At 72.4% G+C, this 14,925-nt stretch carries 16 protein-coding genes and 1 tRNA gene; 13 read left to right on the top strand and 4 right to left on the bottom strand.

All coding sequences use genetic code 11. The features are described 5' to 3' along the window. The first annotated feature begins 5 nt into the window (after positions 1-5). Positions 6-1,058, top strand: a complete 1,053-nt coding sequence (locus ACFWN3_RS06745) for an NAD-dependent epimerase/dehydratase family protein (protein WP_377644623.1) — start codon at positions 6-8, stop codon at positions 1,056-1,058. Between the two features lie 17 nt (positions 1,059-1,075). On the opposite strand, the gene ACFWN3_RS06740 is transcribed toward ACFWN3_RS06745, so the two are convergent. After that, positions 1,076-2,461, bottom strand: a complete 1,386-nt coding sequence (locus ACFWN3_RS06740; RefSeq protein ID WP_377644621.1) for a hypothetical protein — start codon at positions 2,459-2,461, stop codon at positions 1,076-1,078. Positions 2,462-2,587: 126 nt separating this feature from the next. Here ACFWN3_RS06740 and ACFWN3_RS06735 point away from each other — a divergent pair, with 126 nt between their 5' ends. The 7 genes from ACFWN3_RS06735 to ACFWN3_RS06705 are packed head-to-tail and all read left to right on the top strand — an operon-like array spanning position 2,588 to position 8,020. Beyond that, a complete protein-coding gene (locus tag ACFWN3_RS06735; RefSeq protein WP_377644619.1) occupies positions 2,588-3,247 on the top strand; it encodes a glycosyltransferase family 2 protein in 660 nt (219 codons plus the stop codon). 17 nt (positions 3,248-3,264) lie between these two features. Next, positions 3,265-3,954, top strand: coding sequence for a DUF2064 domain-containing protein (locus tag ACFWN3_RS06730; RefSeq protein WP_377644617.1), 690 nt, complete (start codon positions 3,265-3,267; stop codon positions 3,952-3,954). Continuing rightward, positions 3,951-5,141 (top strand): molybdopterin-dependent oxidoreductase, encoded by a 1,191-nt coding sequence (locus tag ACFWN3_RS06725; RefSeq protein ID WP_377644615.1) that lies wholly within the window; start codon positions 3,951-3,953, stop codon positions 5,139-5,141. The genes ACFWN3_RS06730 and ACFWN3_RS06725 overlap by 4 nt, the downstream gene beginning before the upstream one ends. After that, a complete protein-coding gene (locus ACFWN3_RS06720; protein ID WP_377644614.1) occupies positions 5,138-5,542 on the top strand; it encodes a hypothetical protein in 405 nt (134 codons plus the stop codon). Before ACFWN3_RS06725 ends, ACFWN3_RS06720 begins: the two co-directional genes overlap by 4 nt. Continuing rightward, positions 5,539-6,225 (top strand): methyltransferase domain-containing protein, encoded by a 687-nt coding sequence (locus tag ACFWN3_RS06715; RefSeq protein ID WP_377644612.1) that lies wholly within the window; start codon positions 5,539-5,541, stop codon positions 6,223-6,225. The genes ACFWN3_RS06720 and ACFWN3_RS06715 overlap by 4 nt, the downstream gene beginning before the upstream one ends. Continuing rightward, positions 6,222-7,010, top strand: coding sequence for a response regulator transcription factor (locus ACFWN3_RS06710; RefSeq protein WP_377644610.1), 789 nt, complete (start codon positions 6,222-6,224; stop codon positions 7,008-7,010). Before ACFWN3_RS06715 ends, ACFWN3_RS06710 begins: the two co-directional genes overlap by 4 nt. Then, complete coding sequence (locus tag ACFWN3_RS06705; RefSeq protein ID WP_377644608.1) at positions 7,004-8,020, top strand: sensor histidine kinase; 1,017 nt, start codon at positions 7,004-7,006, stop codon at positions 8,018-8,020. The genes ACFWN3_RS06710 and ACFWN3_RS06705 overlap by 7 nt, the downstream gene beginning before the upstream one ends. 59 nt (positions 8,021-8,079) lie before the next feature. On the opposite strand, the gene ACFWN3_RS06700 is transcribed toward ACFWN3_RS06705, so the two are convergent. Beyond that, positions 8,080-8,733, bottom strand: a complete 654-nt coding sequence (locus tag ACFWN3_RS06700; protein ID WP_377644606.1) for a hypothetical protein — start codon at positions 8,731-8,733, stop codon at positions 8,080-8,082. 237 nt (positions 8,734-8,970) lie between these two features. Between ACFWN3_RS06700 and ACFWN3_RS06695 the strand changes: the two genes are divergently transcribed. After that, positions 8,971-9,270 (top strand): hypothetical protein, encoded by a 300-nt coding sequence (locus ACFWN3_RS06695; RefSeq protein ID WP_377644604.1) that lies wholly within the window; start codon positions 8,971-8,973, stop codon positions 9,268-9,270. Between the two features lie 141 nt (positions 9,271-9,411). Here ACFWN3_RS06695 and ACFWN3_RS06690 read toward each other — a convergent pair whose 3' ends face one another. Next, on the bottom strand, positions 9,412-10,536 hold the full coding sequence (locus tag ACFWN3_RS06690; protein WP_377644602.1) for a tyrosine-type recombinase/integrase: 1,125 nt from the start codon (positions 10,534-10,536) through the stop codon (positions 9,412-9,414). A 199-nt stretch (positions 10,537-10,735) separates the two neighbouring features. Continuing rightward, positions 10,736-10,807 (bottom strand) — tRNA-Arg (locus ACFWN3_RS06685). A gap of 241 nt (positions 10,808-11,048) precedes the next feature. On the opposite strand from ACFWN3_RS06685, the gene ACFWN3_RS06680 reads away from it, so the two are divergent. Genes ACFWN3_RS06680 through ACFWN3_RS06665 form a run of 4 tightly spaced genes read left to right on the top strand, consistent with a single transcriptional unit; the run spans position 11,049 to position 14,911 of the window. Beyond that, on the top strand, positions 11,049-12,227 hold the full coding sequence (locus ACFWN3_RS06680; RefSeq protein ID WP_377644600.1) for a PP2C family protein-serine/threonine phosphatase: 1,179 nt from the start codon (positions 11,049-11,051) through the stop codon (positions 12,225-12,227). Then, positions 12,224-14,191 (top strand): glycosyltransferase family 2 protein, encoded by a 1,968-nt coding sequence (locus tag ACFWN3_RS06675; RefSeq protein ID WP_377644598.1) that lies wholly within the window; start codon positions 12,224-12,226, stop codon positions 14,189-14,191. The genes ACFWN3_RS06680 and ACFWN3_RS06675 overlap by 4 nt, the downstream gene beginning before the upstream one ends. Continuing rightward, positions 14,191-14,523, top strand: a complete 333-nt coding sequence (locus ACFWN3_RS06670; protein WP_377645547.1) for an STAS domain-containing protein — start codon at positions 14,191-14,193, stop codon at positions 14,521-14,523. The genes ACFWN3_RS06675 and ACFWN3_RS06670 overlap by 1 nt, the downstream gene beginning before the upstream one ends. Further along, positions 14,513-14,911 carry an ATP-binding protein gene (locus ACFWN3_RS06665; protein ID WP_377644596.1) on the top strand — a complete coding sequence of 133 codons (399 nt, stop codon included), beginning with the start codon at positions 14,513-14,515 and terminating at the stop codon, positions 14,909-14,911. The genes ACFWN3_RS06670 and ACFWN3_RS06665 overlap by 11 nt, the downstream gene beginning before the upstream one ends. Positions 14,912-14,925: the final 14 nt, after the last annotated feature.

The following is a 14,925-nucleotide window of genomic DNA, read 5'->3' as shown; positions in this document are numbered from 1 at the left end:
CGGACATGCGAGTCCTCCTCACCGGCGCCGCCGGCTTCATCGGGAAGGCCACCGCGACCGAGCTGCGCCGACGTGGGGTCGAGGTCGTCGCGGTCGACCTGCTCCTGCCCCATGCGCACGGCGAGGCCACCCGCTCCGCACCCCCCGACGGGGTGCACCTGCTCGACACCCGGGAAGCCGGCAGGTGGGCCCACCTCCTCGACGGCGTCGACGTCGTGGTCCATCTCGCGGCGATGCTCGGAGCCGGGGTGACCGCCGCCGACCTCCCGCTCTACGCCGGCCACAACGACCTCGGGACGGCGGCGGTGCTCGCGGCGATGCACGAGCGGGGCGTCGGCCGGTTCGTCCAGGCGTCGTCGATGGTCGTCTACGGGGAGGGCCGCTACACCTGCGTGGAACACGGCGACCAGGCGCCCGGTCCGCGAACCCGGGAGCGACTCGAGGCGGGGGTCTTCGACAACCCGTGTCCGGTCTGCGACGGCCCGCTCAGCTGGGCGCTGGTCGACGAGTCGGCCCCGCTCGACCCCCGCAGCTCGTACGCGGCGAGCAAGGTGGCCCAGGAGCACTACGCCGCGGCATGGGCGCGCCAGTCGCCCGGCAGCGCGATCTCGCTGAGGTACCACAACGTCTACGGGCCGGGGATGCCGCGGGACACCCCCTACTCGGGGGTCGCCGCGATGTTCCGTTCCTCCCTCGAGCGCGGCGAGGCGCCGGTCGTGTTCGAGGACGGGGGCCAGGTGCGCGACTTCGTCCACGTCGAGGACGTCGCCCGGGCCAACGTCGCGGCCGCGTTCGCCGTCCTCGACCGGTCCGAGGGGGAGCACGTCGCCTACAACGTGTGCTCGGGGGAGCCGATCGGCATCGCGGACGTGGCGCGGGCCGTCGCGGCCGGCGCCGGCATCGGGCTGGAGCCGAGGGTCACCGGCCAGTTCCGCGTCGGGGACGTCCGCCACGTCGTCGCCTCACCCCGACGAGCGCGTGACGAGCTGGGTTTCACGGCGTCGATCACTCCCGCCGAGGGGCTCGCCCAGTTCGCGACGGCGCCGCTGCGCCCCTGACGCCGGCCGTCCGCGCCTCACCAGACCGTGCGGACGAGGTGCTGGAGGACGACGGCCGCGACCGCCTGCGCAGCGAGGGCCCAACGTTGCCAGCGAGCCGGCAGCCACAGCACCGACAGGAGCAGCCACGGGAGGAAGGGCAGCCAGATGCGCTCGACCTCGGCCTTGCTCATGAGGGAGAGGTCGGCCAGGGCGACCATGACGACCCCTGCGGCCACGAGGGTCGCGACCGGGTCGGGACGGTCCCAGGCCACCAGGGCCCGCAGGCGCGGCCACCCGGCGCCGAGCGCGGCCGGGAGCATGGGCCCCGCGACGAGCACGAGGGCCGCGAGGTTCCCGAAGAGCCAGTACCAGGACGGTCGCGAGCTGGCGAGCCCGGCCCAGTAGCGTTCGTGCAGCACGGGGTAGGCCTCCCACCAGGCGAAGCCGACGGCGGCGAAGGTGAGCACGACGACCGATGCCGCCACAGCGGCGACCACCCCCAGGGTGACGCGCTCCCGTGCCGAACCGCGCGCGGCGAGAAGGACGGCGACGGCGAGGACGCCGAGCAGCAACAGCCCGTACGACTCCATGACGCACCAGCCGAAGAGGAGGCCCCCCAGGGCGGCCAGGCCGAAACGTGTCGCCCCGGAACGGGCCGCCGCTGAGCCGGCCAGGGCGGCTGCGGCCCAGGCGGCGGTCGTGGCGAAGACGGCGTCGGCCGACACGGCCATGAGGACGGCTGCGGGGCAGATGACAAGGAAGGGCAGGACGCGCCGTGCAGCGGCTCGCGCCCCCAGCCGGTCGAGCGTCGTGGCAACGGCCGCTGGGAGCGTCCCCGCGACCAGCACGACGACGACCCCGGCGGCCTGCCACGAGCCCAGGCCGATCCGGTCGAGCCCGATGAACATCAGGACGGCTCCCGGAGGGTGGCCGGCGAGGTGCACGGCCCAGTGGCCGGGGGCGTCGAGGGGGATGCGCGCGACGTACTCGCGCAGCATCGCGCCGACGTCGTCGATGCCGCGGGCGCTCTCGAGGTACTCGGTGCCGTGGTCGAGGATCCGGCCCATCCCCGACGGGCCGTCGACGAGAGCGAGCGCGACCATCCAGAGGACCGAGGCACCCCACGACAGGAGGAGCAGCCGGCGCCAGGGAACCCGGTCGAGGGCGGCGCCCAGATCACCCCAGGCCGCCACCGCGACGATGACGAGGGTCACCGGCGTGGTCCACCACACCCGTGGCACCCAGTCCCCGAGGAGGGGCGCTGCGCTGCCGGCCTTGACGTCGACCCCGAGGAGCCGGGGTGCCGTCATCGCGAGGACGACGAGCACCCCGGCGGCCACGAGGGCCCGCCGGGCCCTGTCCCCGGCGCCCGGCGATGGATCCACCTGCGTTCCGTGGTGGTCCGTCGCGGTCTGCGGCATGGAGCCAAGGATGCCTCGCCGTGAGGCGGAGAGCACCGTCCCGAGCGGTCCGCAAGGGATTCGTAAGGGGTCCGTAAGACGCCTGCCCCTGACGAAGTCGCCACTGCCGCACCTAACGTCGAGGACATGGACCTCGACTGCGACCTGGTGATCCCGTGCCGGGACGAAGCGGCGGCCCTTCCCGGCGTCCTCGCCGCGGTGCCGGAGGGAATGGGGGTCGTCGTCGTCGACAACGGCTCGAAGGACGGCACGGCCGACGTCGCCCGGCGGTGGGGGGTCCGGGTCGTCGACGAGCCCCGGCCCGGCTACGGCGCCGCCGTCCACGCCGGTGTCCAGGCCGCTACGGCGACCTACATCGCCGTCCTCGACGGTGACGGCTCGATGGACCCGCGTGAGCTGCTCCCGCTCCTGTCGGAGGTCAGGGCCGGGAGGGCGAGCATGGCCTGCGGGCGTCGGCGACCAGCGCAGCGGGGCGTGTGGCCCTGGCACGCCCGGATCGGCAACGCGCTCGTCCTCGCGTGGCTGAGACGCCGGACCGGCCTGCCCGTCCACGACATCGCACCGGTGCGGGTGTGCCGACGAGACGACCTCCTCGCCCTCGGGGTGCGGGACCGTCGCTTCGGCTACCCGGTCGAGCTGCTCGTCCGGGCCCAGCAGCGGGGCTGGGTGCTCACCGAGCACGACATCACCTACCACCCCCGGGCTGCCGGCACCCGCTCGAAGGTCTCCGGGTCGGTCAGGGGCACCCTGCGCACGGCGCGGGACTTCGCGAAGGTCCTGCCGTGAGGGGCAGCGTCCTGGTCATGGCCAAGGTGCCGGTGCCGGGGATGGCCAAGACCCGTCTCGCACCGGTCGCCGGCGACCAGGGCGCGGCCGACCTCGCCGCCGCCGCCCTCCTCGACACCCTCGCCGCGGGGTCGGAGGCGTTCCCCCCGGGGCGCCGCGTCCTCGCGCTCACCGGCGACCTGGCCGCGGGGTGCCGGGCCGACGAGCTGGCCCGCGCGTGCCGTGGCTGGCTCGTCGTCGCACAGGGCGGTCAGACGTTCGGGCAGCGGCTCGTGGACGGTCACCGCCAGGCCCACCGGCGGGAGGGGGGGCCCGTCGTGCAGATCGGCATGGACACCCCGCAGGTAGGTGCCGAGTTGCTCCGTGAGGTGGCGGAGGCGGCGTACCGGTACGGCGGGCCCGTCCTCGGACCTGCGGACGACGGGGGGTGGTGGGTCCTCGCCACGACGCACGCCCGAGAGGCCGCCGTCCTCGACGGTGTCCCGATGAGCCGGCCCGACACCGGCCGCCTCACGGCCGCGGCGCTCTCGGGCGCCGGCCACCCCCCGATCTTCACGGTGACCCTGCGCGACGTCGACCTTCCTGACGACGCCCGGGTCGTCGCCGAGCAGGCACCCTCGACCCGCTTCGCCGCCACCTGGCGGGCCATGGCCGCGGGTGCTCTCGGCGGAGCGCCGACGACGACGTCGCTGGGGTCGGCGTCGTGAACGAGCGGGCCCTGCGTGGGGTCGCCGCCCGGATCGACGAGTGCATCCCGCGCACCGAGTCGTTCACGAGCGGTCTGCGTGGACCCCGCACGGCTGCCCGGATCGGGCTGTGGCTGGGGATCACCTTCTCGATCGCGTTCGCCACCGGCCTGTACAGCCACGCCTCGCAGCTGGCGACCCCTCCGGTCGCTCTGCCCACCGGGCCGACCCGGCTCTACCAGGTCACCCAGGCGCTGCACGTCGCCGCCGGGACCGCCTCGATCCCGTTGCTGCTCGTCAAGCTGTGGTCGGTCTTCCCCCGGCTGTTCGTGCGCCCGCCGACCCGACCGCGCGAGCTCGTCCTCCACCTCCTCGAGCGCGGGTCCATCGCTCTCCTCGTCGGAGCGGCGATCTTCCAGCTCGTCACCGGGCTGGCGAACTCGGCCCAGTGGTACCCGTGGTCGTTCGGCTTCGTCGGCGCGCACTACGCCCTGGCCTGGGTCGCCGTCGGCTCGCTCGCCGTGCACGTGGCGGTCAAGCTGCCCGTCATCCGCCGTGCGTTCGCCGACCCGGTCGACGACGAGCACGCCCCCGGGGACCCAGCTCCCGGCGCGCCCACGCGCCGCACGCTCCTCCATGCCACCTGGGCCTCGGCGGCGGTCGCCGTCGTCGCGACGACCGCCGCCGAGGTGCCCGGGCTGCGGCGGGTCGCGGTGCTCGCCGTCCGGTCGGGTCAGGGTCCGCAGGGGATCCCGGTCAACCGGAGCGCGCTCGCCGCCGGTGTCGCCGACCTCGTCGCGGACCCGGCGTGGCGGCTGCGGGTCATCGGTCCCACCACGACCGTCGAGCTCTCGCTCGACGACCTGCGCGCCATGGCCCAGCACTCGGCCGTGCTGCCGATCTCGTGTGTCGAGGGATGGAGCGCCAGCGGTGAGTGGGGCGGTGTGCCGGTGAGAGATGTCATGGCCCTCGTCGGGGGCGGGCCGTCCGACGACGTCGTCGTCCGGTCGCTGCAGACGCGCGGCGCCTACCGCGAGAGCCGGCTGCCGGCCAACTTCGCCCGGCACGGCGACAGCCTCCTCGCGCTCACCCTGGGCGGCGAACCGCTCGACCCGGACCACGGCTTCCCGTGCCGCCTCATCGCACCCGCGAGACCCGGTGTGCTGCAGACGAAGTGGGTCCACGAGGTGGAGGTGGTGGCGCCATGAGGACGACGCGTGCACTCCTCGGTCTCATGGGGGTCGCTCTTGCCGCCTACGGCCTGCTGAGGCTGTTCCGCCTCCCGGGCGAGCAGGTCCTGGCCGTCGGGGTCTGGGTGGCGGGCGGGATCGTCGCGCACGACGGCCTTCTCGCCCCTGCGGTCGTGGGTCTCGGTGTGCTGGCGGCACTGCGGGCCGACCAGCCGTGGCGCAGGCCGTTGCTGTGGCTCCTCGTCGTCCTCGGACCGCTGACGATCGTTGCCGTGCCGGTGCTCGGCCGGTTCGGGGCCCGCCCCGACAACCCCTCGCTGCTCGACCGCCCGTACCTGCTGGGGTACGGCGCCATCGTGGCGGTCGCCGTCGCGGCGACCCTCGTCGCCGGGCTGCGGGCGCGGCGCGAGGGCCCATGACGGCCGAGGTGTTCCCCCTCGTCGACTGCTTCGGCGCCGGCGGGGGCGAACCGTACGAGAACGCCCTGCGCACCGGCGGCCCGCTGCTCCTCCACGACGACGGACCGGACCCGGGCCCCGCCCCGCGGCCGCTCGAGGTCGACCGGTTCCTCGCCGGCGCCGACCGGGTCGAACGGCGGCTCCTGGCGTCGACGACGGGCTCGGTCCTCGACGTCGGCTGCGGACCGGGACGGATGGTCGCCGAGGCCCGCCGGACCGGTCGGGCCGCCCTCGGCGTCGACGTCTCGCCCGAGTCGGTCCGCCTCGCCACCGACCGCGGCCTGCCGGTCCACTGTGGCTCGGTCTTCGATGACGTCCCCGGTGCCGGGACGTGGGAGGTCGTCCTCCTGCTCGACGGCAACGTGGGGATCGGGGGAGACCCCACCCTCCTCCTGCTGCGGTCCGCCGAGCTCGCCTCTCCCACCGCGTGCCTCGTGGTCGAGACGGCCCTTGAGCGGCACAGGGACCGACGCTTCACGGCGCGGGTGTCGTCACCCGTGTCGGGTGGCAGCGGGCGCTTTCCCTGGGCGGAGGTCGGCGCCGAGGCCCTCGTCGCTGCGGCCGGTCTGTCCGGGTGGACGAGGGTCCGTGAGGTCCGGCGACGACGCCGCACCTTCGTCGTCCTCACGAGGGTCACGCCGTGACGAACCCGACGGCCTCCATCGAGGCGGTGTCCGACCCCCCGCTCGGTGCCTACCCTGAGGACGTGCCCTCCGTCCTCGTCGTCGACGACGACCCCGTCCTGCGCGAGGTCGTGGCGACCTACCTGCGCCGCGCCGGCCTCGAGGTCCTCGAGTGCGACGACGGTCTCGGGGCCGTGGAGCTGGCCCGGTCGGCTTCGCCCGACATCGTCCTCCTCGACCTCACCCTGCCGGGCCTCGACGGCCTCGAGGTGTTCCGGCGGATGCGGGCCCACCGCGGGAACCTGCCAATCATGATGCTGACCGCCCGGGGCGACGAGTCCGACCGCGTCCTCGGGCTCGAGCTCGGCGCCGACGACTACCTCGCCAAGCCGTTCAGCACGCGTGAGCTCGTCCTGCGGGTCCAGTCGATCCTTCGGCGCACCGATCACCTGCGGTCGGGGACGACCGGAGGCGGGGCCGAGGGAGCGGGCGACCTGTTGGTCGACGGCGACCTCGTCATCGACCGCCGCCGCCACCAGGCCACGCGCGCCGACACCCCGCTCCAGCTCACGGTGCGTGAGTTCGACCTTCTCGAGCACCTCGTCTCCCAGCCCGGGACCGCGTTCTCGCGTGCCCAGCTGATGAGGGAGGTCTGGGGCTGGGAGTACGGCGACGAGTCGACCGTGACCGTCCACGTCCGGCGGCTGCGCGAGAAGGTCGAGGTCGACCCGTCGTCACCGCGGCGACTGTGCACCGTGTGGGGTGTCGGGTACCGCTGGGACCCGCAGGAGGTGCCGTCGTGCTGAACGCGGTCCTCCTCGCCGCCGGGACCGCGATCGTCGTGGGGCTCCTCGGAGCCCTGCTGGTCCGTTGGCAGGCGCAGACCTCGCTCGTCCGGGCCGCGGTCCTCACGCCCGTCGTCGTCATTGTCATCGTCACCGCCGGGATCGTCGCCACGGCCCAGGGGATGTTCATCAGCGAGCACGACCACCACGTCGTCCTCGCGGTCCTGGCCACCTGCCTGCCCATCGCCGGCCTGTTCGGATGGTTCCTCGCGAGCCGCGTCCAGGAGGTCGTGCGACGCTCGGTCACCGAGGCGTCCGAGCGCGAACGGGACCGCGAGGTCGAGGCCCGCCGCCGGGAGCTCGTCGCCTGGATGTCACACGACCTGCGCACGCCCCTTGCCGGAATCCGCGCGATGGCGGAGGCGCTGGGCGACGGCGTCGCCCCGGACGGGTCCGACTACCCCGCGCGCATCCGCGCCGAGACAGACCGGATGTCCGACATGGTCGGCGGGCTGCTCGCGCTGTCCCGGCTCCAGTCGGGGTCGCTGGTGCTCGACCGCGCCACGGTCGACCTCGCCGACCTCGTCTCCGACGCCGTGGCGTCGGCCCGACCGGTGGCTGAGCGGCTGGGCGTGAGTATCGAGGGCACATCGTCGGGCTCCGTGTTGGCGGACATCGACGCCTCCGAGCTCGGCCGGGCCCTGAGCAATCTCGTCACCAACGCCGTCAACCACACCCCGCAGCAGGGGGTGGTCCACGTGTGCCTCAGGGCGGTGGCCGAGGCGGCGGCCATCAGTGTCGACGACGAGTGCGGAGGCATCGACCCGCACCAGGCGTCCCGGGTGTTCGAGCCGGGCTGGCGCGCGACCGCTGGCCGGACGCCGGGTGCGGGTGTCGGCGCCGGCCTGGGGCTCGCCGTCGCGCGAGGCATTGCCCGCGCACACGGCGGGGACGTCGAGGTAACCCCGGCGAAGGGGCCAGGCTGCCGGTTCCTGCTCACCGTCCCGAGATCGACGACGTCGGTCCGCTGACCCGGGTGACCGCCCGTTCCGGGCGCCCCGATGGTGGAGGGGCGCCCGGAGGGGTGTCCTCAGCGGCTGGCGTTGTCGATCTCGCCGCAGGCCACCGGGAGGGTGGCCTCGAACAGGCTGCTCAGCGAGCTGGCGTCGGCGTCACCGGGCAGGTCGGCCCCGTGGATGACGATGTGGAGATTGCCGAGGTTCTTGGCGACGTCCTTGGGCACGACGACGCTGCGGTGGTAGTCGATCCGGCCGGCGGCGTCGGCGGTGAGGAAGCGCTCCAGGCTCAGGCCGCTGGCGGCGCTGGTGTCTCCGGTCACGGTGAGCGAGACGTCGATGGGTCCGTAGTCGGGCAGGCCCTCGCCCAGGGAGATGAGCCCGTCCTTGGTGCCTGCGAGGAAAGAGTCGGGGTCGATCGCGTCGCCGGTGTTGGCGTCGGCCTCGATGCCAGGGCACTCGTTGGCGGCCTGGACGTCGCCGTGGATGTGCATGGCGTGCGGCTCGCCGGGGGTGAGGCCCGACGCGGTGAGGCGGACGTCGAGCGTGCGTCCCGTGAGGCGGAGGCTGGCGTTGCCGGTGACGTCCGAGCCACCGTCGGCCACGTGGTCGTGGGGCACCGCGTGGAGCGCGGCGTCGAACGCGCCGGCGCTGACCGCGAAGGCGGCCCCGGCGGACAGGGCAATAGTGGCGGGCACTGCGAGCAGGACGGCGATTCTCTTGTGCATGGGCGTTCCTTCACCTGGCGGGTGCTGGTCGTGCTCCATTGCACGCACCCGACGTGAGGTTCGCGACGACGTGCGGGCGCAGATGCCGCGCTCTGGTCACGGCTCTCAGCGCTTCCACATGTCGTGACGGCGCCCCCGCGGAGATTGTTGAAGGTTCATCGTTCCGATGCTATGGCGGGCGTCCGGCCGTCATGATGGCCGGATGGAGCGCCACTCATCGAGTCACCGGGTGAGCGCGTGACCACCACCGGCGCGCTCTCGCCGCGTCCCTTGAACGGCACGGTCGTTGAGCTGTTGCAGCGGTGTGGGAGCGGGGACAGCAGCGCTCTCATGCGGCTGTACGACATCGTGAGCCCGCTCGTCTACCGACTCAGCCTGATGGTGCTCGGCGAGGAAAGCAAGGCGCAGGCCAGCACAGGCCGGACGTTTGCGATCGTGTGGGAGAGTGCGCCGAGGTACGACCTCGCCACGGACGGAACCGCGCTGCCGTGGCTGCTGTCGATCGCGCACCGGCAGGCCCGATCAGAACTGGGGTAGCCGGCCGCTCGAGCCCAAGCGGATCCTTCAGCGATCGACGTGCCTGTCGACGTTGGCGGCATCACGGTTGCCGTCTGCGAAGGCAGCTGGACCCGATGCGCAGCCCATATGACTCGTGTGGGGGAACGCCGGGAGCCAGGTTCACGGGGAGGGCGACGGACCGGCCATGCGCGACAAGGCAGCGGCCAGAGCTTGGTCGCGGGCTTGTGAGGTGTGCAGGTAGAGCGCGCTGACCTTGGGATCGGCATGGCCCATCCGTGCTTGGAGGGTCGCTTGGGTGGCACCGGCGTCGGCGGCGAGGGTGTTGGCGGTGTGGCGGAGGTCGTGCCACACCGTCCCGGCACGGCCGATCGAGGCGGTCGCGGTCTGGAACGCCTTGAGCGTGGTGTGCCGCGAGATCGGCTGCCCGTCGGTGCGGGTCCAGACGAAGCCCTTCGGGCTCGTCCCCGCTTTCGTCCCCAGGTACGTCCCCATCGCCTCGATCACGTGGTCGGGCATGTGGACGATGCGGATGCCGCGCTCGGACTTCGGCGGTCCGAGGACGAGTCGGGCGGGGTGGCCGATGTACTGCGCGGTCTGGCGGATGTGGAGGGCGCCGGTGGTGAGGTCGACGTCGTTGATGCGAAGTCCAGCGGCCTCGGCGATCCGCAGGCCGCACCACCCTGAGACGAGCGTCAGCGCCCGCCAGCGGTCGGGCATGGCGTCGACGAGCGCGGCGAGCTCGACGGGGGAAAGGGCGACCGACTCGCGGACCTTGGCGGCGCTGCCGCCTCCCTTGAGCCGGCACGGGTTGCGAAGGATCAGCTCGTCGTCCTCGGCCGTCTGCAGGATTGCCTTGAGGACGCTGTACGCCTTCGCGCCTGCGGAGTCGTTGCCACGCGTCGCGAACTGACCGCGCCAGTGGCGAACGACGGCGCTGTTGATCTCGTCGAGAGGAAGCGCTCCGAACGCCGGGAGGATGTGGACGTCGAGAGCGTTCCGGTATCCAGCGACCGTGGACGGCCGCAGTCCCTTCCCACGCGTCGTCACGCGCCCCTCTAGCCATCGCTCCGCGTACACCGCGAAGGTGTGCGCGCGGCGACGCCCAGCGGCACGACGGGCCTCGTCATCGCGCACCTTCGGCGGCGTCCATCGCTGCTGCGAGACGAGCGCGCGCTCGGTCATCAGCCACGCCTGTGCGTCGCCCTTGGTATCGAACGTCGTGGGCCCGGAGTGGTACTGCAGGTCGGGACCGTAGTACCGCGCTTGGAACCGTCCCGACGACATCCTCCGGATGCTTCCGAACCCGCTTCGTCCTGCCATGACACCCCTAGGCGCGGTGGGTGGCCCTCGTGGTCACCCTCGATTCCGGGCCATACATGTGCCATAAGAATGCCACTTTGTGCCATATTTTGGCCACTTCTGACCTTCAGGCGAAGGGGCCAAAAACGACGAAAACCCGCTGGTCAGAGCGGGTTTCGTGGGGTGCCCCCGGCAGGATTCGAACCTGCGACACCTTCTTTAGGAGAGAAGTGCTCTTCCCCTGAGCTACGAGGGCTGGGCCGCGCCGGGTGCCGGCAGGGCCACCACAGGCTATCGCCCGCACGGACCGCCGACTGACGGCGGTCCGCCGCGGGCGGCCCGACCGGAACCGGCACGGGAGCATCGTCCGAACGGTGGAGGGGGTCGGCCCTACGGTCCGAACCTCCCTCCTCGACTTTCGTGCGAAAACGGTCTCGCATACCGTCGTCGTCGTGCCCCGGCTAGAGTTGGTCCCTGCAGGGGGGAAAGGTGGATCCTTGTCCCGACACGACGTCGCCGACCGCGTCGACGAGAAGGCGCGGCTGCGCGCGATCGACGCGCTGCAGGTGCTCGACACCCCGCGCGAGGAGCGCTTCGACCGCCTCGTCCGCCTGGCCAAGGAGCTCTTCGGCGTCCCCGTGGCCGCGGTCAACCTCATCGACGAGGAGCGGCAGTGGTCCAAGGCCAGCATCGGCCTGGCGTCCGTCGAGACCCCCCGTCGCGACTCGGTCTGCAACCACACGATCCGCCAGGAGGGGCCCTTCCTCGTCCCCGACATCACCGTGGACGAGCGCTTCTCCGGTTCCGCCTCGCTCATGGCCACTGGCCTGAAGTTCTACGCGGGCGAGCCCCTCCACTCCGGTGACCAGCGCATCGGGGCCCTGTGCGTCATGGGGTACGAGGAGCGCGAGATGACCGCCGCCGAGCTGCGGCTCCTGCGCGCCCTCGCCGACTGGGTCGAGCAGGAGCTCGTCACCGAGAACGAGATGCACCGCGCCGCCCTCGTCCAGCGGGCGCTGCGCCCCAACTCCGTCGTCAGCGTCTCGGGCTTCGAGGTCGCGGGGCAGTGCGTCACCGCCCGCCACGTCGGCGGCGACTTCTACGACTGGTTCGTCGCGCGCGACCGGCTGCACATCTTCGCCGGCGACGTCATGGGCAAGGGCATCGGCGCGGCGCTCATCGCCTCGTCGGTGCGCGCGGTCCTGCGGGGCGCCGCCCGCTTCATCAGCATCGAGGAGGCCTTCACCCGCACGGCCTACGACCTCGACCAGGACCTCGGCGACACGAGCACCTTCGTCACGGCGTTCGGCGCCTGCATCGACCCCGAGACCGGCCGCGGCCACTACGTCGACGCCGGCCACGGCCTCGCCGTCGTCGTCGGGGCCGAGGGCATCCCGCGCCGCCTCTACTCGGGCGGCCTGCCGATCGGCGCCATGAGCGGCGACCGCTGGGAGGCCCGCGAGCTCATCCTCGACAAGGGCGACGCCCTCGTCATCGTCAGCGACGGCATCCTCGACTTCTTCGAGGACCCCAACGAGGCCCTCGTCGCCCTCGCCGAGCTGCGCGCCGAGAACCTCAGCGCCCAGCAGATGGTCGACCGGATCAGCGAGTTCGCCCAGCAGTCCGGTCCCACCGACGACGTCACGGTGGTCGTGGTGAAGCGGAGGAACGAGTGACCAAGCAGCTGGTCATCCGTGTCCTCGTCGTCCTCACCCTCGTCCTCGGCACCGCCTACGTCGGCTGGCGCTGGCTGTTCTCGGTGAACTGGACGAACTGGTGGATCGCGGTCCCCCTCGTCCTCGCCGAGACCTACGCCCTCGTCGACGCCTACCTCTTCGGCCTCACCGTGTGGCGCAGCAAGCGGCGCGGCGCCGCCCCCGAGCCCACGGGCGAGGAGACGGTCGACGTCTTCATCACGACGTACAACGAGCCGGTCGAGCTCGTCTCGACCACCGCGCGCGCCGCCCAGCTCATCAGCTTCCCGCACCGGACGTGGATCCTCGACGACGGCGACCGCGCCGAGATGCGCGCGGCCGCCGCCGACCTCGGCGTCGGCTACATCACCCGCACCGAGGACTGGCACGACCGCCCGCGCCACGCCAAGGCGGGCAACCTCAACAACGCCCTGTTCGCGACCCAGGGCGAGTACATGCTCATCCTCGACGCCGACCAGATCCCCGAGCCGCACATCCTCGACCGCACCCTGGGCTGGTTCCAGGACCCGACGGTCGCCCTCGTCCAGACGCCGCAGTTCTTCACCAACGTCACCGACTCCGACCCGCTCGGCTCGCAGGCCCCGCTGTTCTACGGCCCGATCCAGGAGGGCAAGGACGGCTGGAACGCCGCGTTCTTCTGCGGGTCCAACGCCATCCTGCGCCGCGAGGCGCTGATGCAGCTCGGCATCGTCGGCTACGTTCGCGAGGTCGAGTACGCCGTCGCCGACGCGCTGCGCACCTCCAGCCGGCTGCTCGCCCGCGCCGAGAAGCACGCCTCCGAGCACGGGTCCGTGGCGCTGGCCGCGGTCCGCGAGGTGCGCGCCGCCGCCGACAGCGCGCGCGCCGACCTCTCCGCCGGGCAGCTCGTCTCCGAGGTCACCTACGCCTTCCAGCAGCGCGTCGACGCCGCGGCCCGCTCCATCGTCGACGAGGACCTCGCCGCCATCCGCGCCGACCTCGAGGAGATCGGCGCCCTGCGCGACGTCCCCCAGTACGACACCGAGCTCGGCGCCCTCGTCGTCGACGACGCCGCGATGGCCCGCCTCGCCGCCCGCGACATGTCGCCGCTCGGGGCGCTGGAGTCGGTGCGCCAGCTCGTCCAGGCCGTCGACGTCGACCGCTCCGACGAAGCCCAGCCGATGATGCCGATGGCGACCCTGTCGGTCACCGAGGACATGGCCACGTGCATGCGCCTGCACGCGCTGGGCTGGACGTCGGTCTACCACCACGAGGTCCTCGCGAGCGGCCTGGCCCCCGACGACCTCGGCACGATGCTCCAGCAGCGCCTGCGCTGGGCCCAGGGCACCCTCCAGGTCATGCTCAAGGAGAACCCGCTGGTGCAGAAGGGCCTGTCGGTCCCGCAGCGGCTCATGTACTTCTCGACGATGTGGAGCTACCTGTCCGGCTTCGCCGCGGTCGTCTTCCTCACGGCCCCGTTCGTCTACCTCGTCTTCGGCGTCCTGCCGGTCAACGCCTACGGGCTGACGTTCCTGTCGTTCTTCGTCCCGTACATGGCGATGAACCAGCTGCTCTTCTACGTCGTCGGCCGAGGGAGGAAGACCTGGCGCGGCCACCAGTACAGCCTCGCCCTGTTCCCCCTGTGGATCCGGGCGTGCCTGACGGCCGCCGCGAACGTGTGGTTCAAGCGGCCCCTCGGCTTCGTCGTCACGCCGAAGACGAAGACCGAGCGCACCGGCTTCCCCTACCGTCTCGTCGCCCCGCAGCTCGTCACGGCGGTGCTCCTGGTGTTCGCGGTCGTCGTGGGCATCATCCGCCTGTGGACGGGCAACTCCGACAGCGTCATCGGCACCGGTGTCAACACCGGCTGGATCGCCTACGACCTCATCGTGCTCAGCGTCATCTGGCAGGCGGCCCGCTACCGCGGTCCCGACGCCGACAACCCCCCGAAGGAGATCACCTCGTGATGCAGGTCCACACCTCGAACCTCCCGGATGCCACCGTGCTCCGCTGCGACGGTCGGCTGACGATGGTGGCCGCGCCCGCCCTCAAGAGCGCCATCGACGAGGTCGTGGAGTCCGGTCAGGCCCGGGTCGTCATCGACCTGAGCGAGACCAGCTTCGTCGACTCCTCCGGGCTCGGTGCCCTCGTCGCCGGCCTCAAGCGCACCCGTCAGGCGGGGGGCGACCTGCGGATCGCCGAACCGCAGGAGCAGGTGCGCATGGTCCTCGCCCTCACCAACCTCGACCGGATCCTCCAACCGTTCGACCGTCTCGAGGACGCCCTCCATGGCTGGTGAGTACCGGGTCGACACCCTCGCGGTGCCGGAGACGATCAACCTCCTGCACGACCTCCTCGCGCGGGTCCGTGCCGACCACCCCGACGTCCGCGGCACCGACCTCATGCTCTTCGAGACCGCGGTCATCGAGATCGCCAACAACGTCGTCGAGCACGGCATGCCCCCGGGGACGATCAAGTACTCCTTCACCCTCACCGTCGAGCCCGACCGGCTCCGGGGGCAGCTCTCCGACGGCGGCCCGCCGCTGCCCGAGCTGCGCTTCGCGATGCCCGCCGTCGACAGCGAGGAGGGCCGCGGGCTCGCCCTCGCGAAGATGGCCCTCGACGAGCTCGAGTACGCCCGCGTCGACGACCACAACGAGTGGAGGATGACGCGGGTCCGCCGCTGAGCGCCCCACCACCC

This window comes from Oryzobacter terrae, from assembly GCF_042756445.1.
GTDB classification, from domain to species: Bacteria; Actinomycetota; Actinomycetes; order Actinomycetales; family Dermatophilaceae; genus Oryzobacter; species Oryzobacter terrae.
Note: the sequence above shows the minus strand (reverse complement) of the source record. Positions and strands in the feature narration are given on the sequence as shown.